This window comes from Belnapia sp. AC561, from assembly GCF_979252845.1.
Map to the genome: position 1 here is coordinate 1 of NZ_CEEDBP010000101.1, position 2318 is coordinate 2318.

Sequence of the window (2318 nt, forward strand, 5' to 3'; positions counted from 1 at the left end):
GCCCAATACCCCCCGCCGCCCGCCGCCCCGGCGGCCCCAGCCGGCACCGCGGCCAGACCCTGGCTGAGCGCCTCGGCTGAGCCATCACCTCCGCGCGTGCAGGGCGCCGATGCGGCGCCTGTGGATAGCGGGGATCATGGGGATGAAAGCCGGAAATGGCTGATCCGGCTTGACGCCGGCCGGTCCGCCATGACCCGATGCTGGAACATACAACGAACATTAAAGCCGTGCCTGGAAGGCCCCTGGCCTCATCTTCTTGCACATGGCACCTGATATGGTGTTAGGGTGACGGCCCAACGCCAATATCTTGTGTAAGGACGCTCCAGGATGCACGCACCAGTCCGGGGGATCGAAGGGGACGCGGCCTTGTTCGATACGGTACAGCTCGAAGGCCATCATCAGGTCCAGGTGGACCGCGCGCGCGATGCGCTGCTGACGGATTTCGGCAAGGCGACCCTCGACGACCGCTACCTGCTCCCGGGCGAGAGCTACCAGGACCTGTTCGCCCGCGTCGCCTCGGCCTTCGGCGACGATGCCGCGCATGCCCAGCGCATCTACGACTACATCAGCAAGCTCTGGTTCATGCCGGCGACGCCGGTGCTGTCCAATGGCGGCACCACGCGCGGCCTGCCGATCTCCTGCTTCCTGAACGAGGCCGACGACAGCCTCGACGGCATCGTCGGGCTCTGGAACGAGAATGTCTGGCTCGCGGCCAAGGGTGGCGGCATCGGCAGCTACTGGGGCAACCTCCGCGGCATCGGCGAGAAAGTCGGCCGCAACGGCAAGACCTCCGGCGTGGTGCCCTTCATCCGCGTCATGGACAGCCTGACGCTGGCCATCTCCCAGGGCTCGCTGCGGCGCGGCTCGGCCGCCTGCTACCTGCCGGTGAGCCATCCGGAGATCGAGGAGTTCATCGAGATCCGCCGCCCCACCGGCGGCGACCCGAATCGCAAGGCGCTGAACCTGCACCACGGGCTGCTGATCTCGGACGCCTTCATGCGGGCGGTCGAGCAGGACGAGGAATGGCCGCTCTGCAGCCCGAAGGACGGCGCGATCATGCGCAAGGTCTCGGCCCGCGGCCTCTGGATCCGCATCCTCACCGCGCGGATCGAGACCGGCGAGCCCTACCTGGTCTTCTCCGACCACGTGAACAAGTCGATGCCGGCGCACCACAAGCTGGCCGGACTCGAGGTGAAGACCTCCAACCTCTGCTCCGAGATCACCCTGCCGACCGGGCGCGACCAGCATGGCCGCGACCGCACCGCGGTCTGCTGCCTGTCCTCCCTCAACCTCGAGACCTGGTTCGAGTGGAAGGACAACCCGCGCTTCATCCCCGACGTGATGCGCTTCCTCGACAACGTGCTGCAGGACTTCATCGACAGCGCGCCGGACAGCATGTCCAAGGCGAAGTACAGCGCGATGCGGGAACGCAGCGTCGGCCTAGGCGTGATGGGCTTCCACAGCTTCCTGCAGGGGCTCAACGTCCCCTTCGAGAGCGTGATCGCCAAGGTCTGGAACAAGAAGATGTTCAAGCACATCCGCGAGCAGGCGGATTTCGCCAGCCGCGCGCTCGCCGAGGAGCGCGGGCCCTGCCCGGATGCCGCCGAATACGGCTTCATGGAGCGCTTCTCGAACAAGATGGCGGTGGCGCCGACGGCCTCCATCTCCATCATCTGCGGCGGGGCGAGCGCCGGCATCGAGCCGATCGCCGCCAATGTCTACAACCACAAGACGCTGTCCGGCAGCTACATCGTGCGCAACCCCTACCTGAAGAAGGTGCTGGCCAAGCACGGCCGCGACGACGACGAGACCTGGACCAGCATCACCGTCCGCAAGGGCAGCGTGCAGCACCTCGATTTCCTCGACGACCAGCAGAAGGCGACCTTCAAGACCGCCTTCGAGCTGGACCAGCGCTGGGTGATCGAGCACGCCGCCGACCGCGCCGCCTATATCTGCCAGAGCCAGTCGGTGAACCTGTTCCTGCCGGCCAATATCCACAAGCGCGACCTGCACCAGATCCACGTCATGGCCTGGAAGCGCGGCGTGAAGTCGCTCTACTACTGCCGCAGCCTGTCGATCCAGCGGGCCGATACCATCAGCGAGAAGGTGGTCGGCCAGGAGGACGTGATGGCCGTGCATGTGGCGACGGCGGCGGATGCGGCGATGCCGCTGCTGGCGCATGGCGCGCAGACCTCGACGACGGATTACGAGGAATGCCTGAGCTGCCAGTAAAATAAGGAAGGGGGGGGGGGGGGGGGGGGGGGGGGGGGGGGGGGGGGGGGGGGGGGGGGGGGGGGGGGGGGGGGGGGGGGGGGGGG

At 67.3% G+C, this 2318-nt stretch carries 1 protein-coding gene; it reads left to right on the forward strand.

The annotated features are described in order from the left end of the window. Positions 1-327: 327 nt before the first annotated feature. Positions 328-2232, forward strand: coding sequence for a ribonucleoside-diphosphate reductase subunit alpha (locus AC0IW9_RS30270; RefSeq protein WP_471652017.1), 1905 nt, complete (start codon positions 328-330; stop codon positions 2230-2232). Positions 2233-2318 lie beyond the last annotated feature (86 nt).

Coding starts and splice junctions, on each gene's coding strand:
- AC0IW9_RS30270 (WP_471652017.1), top strand. CDS start 328: ATGCACGCACCAGTCCGGGGGATCGAAGGGGACGCGGCCTTGTTCGAT.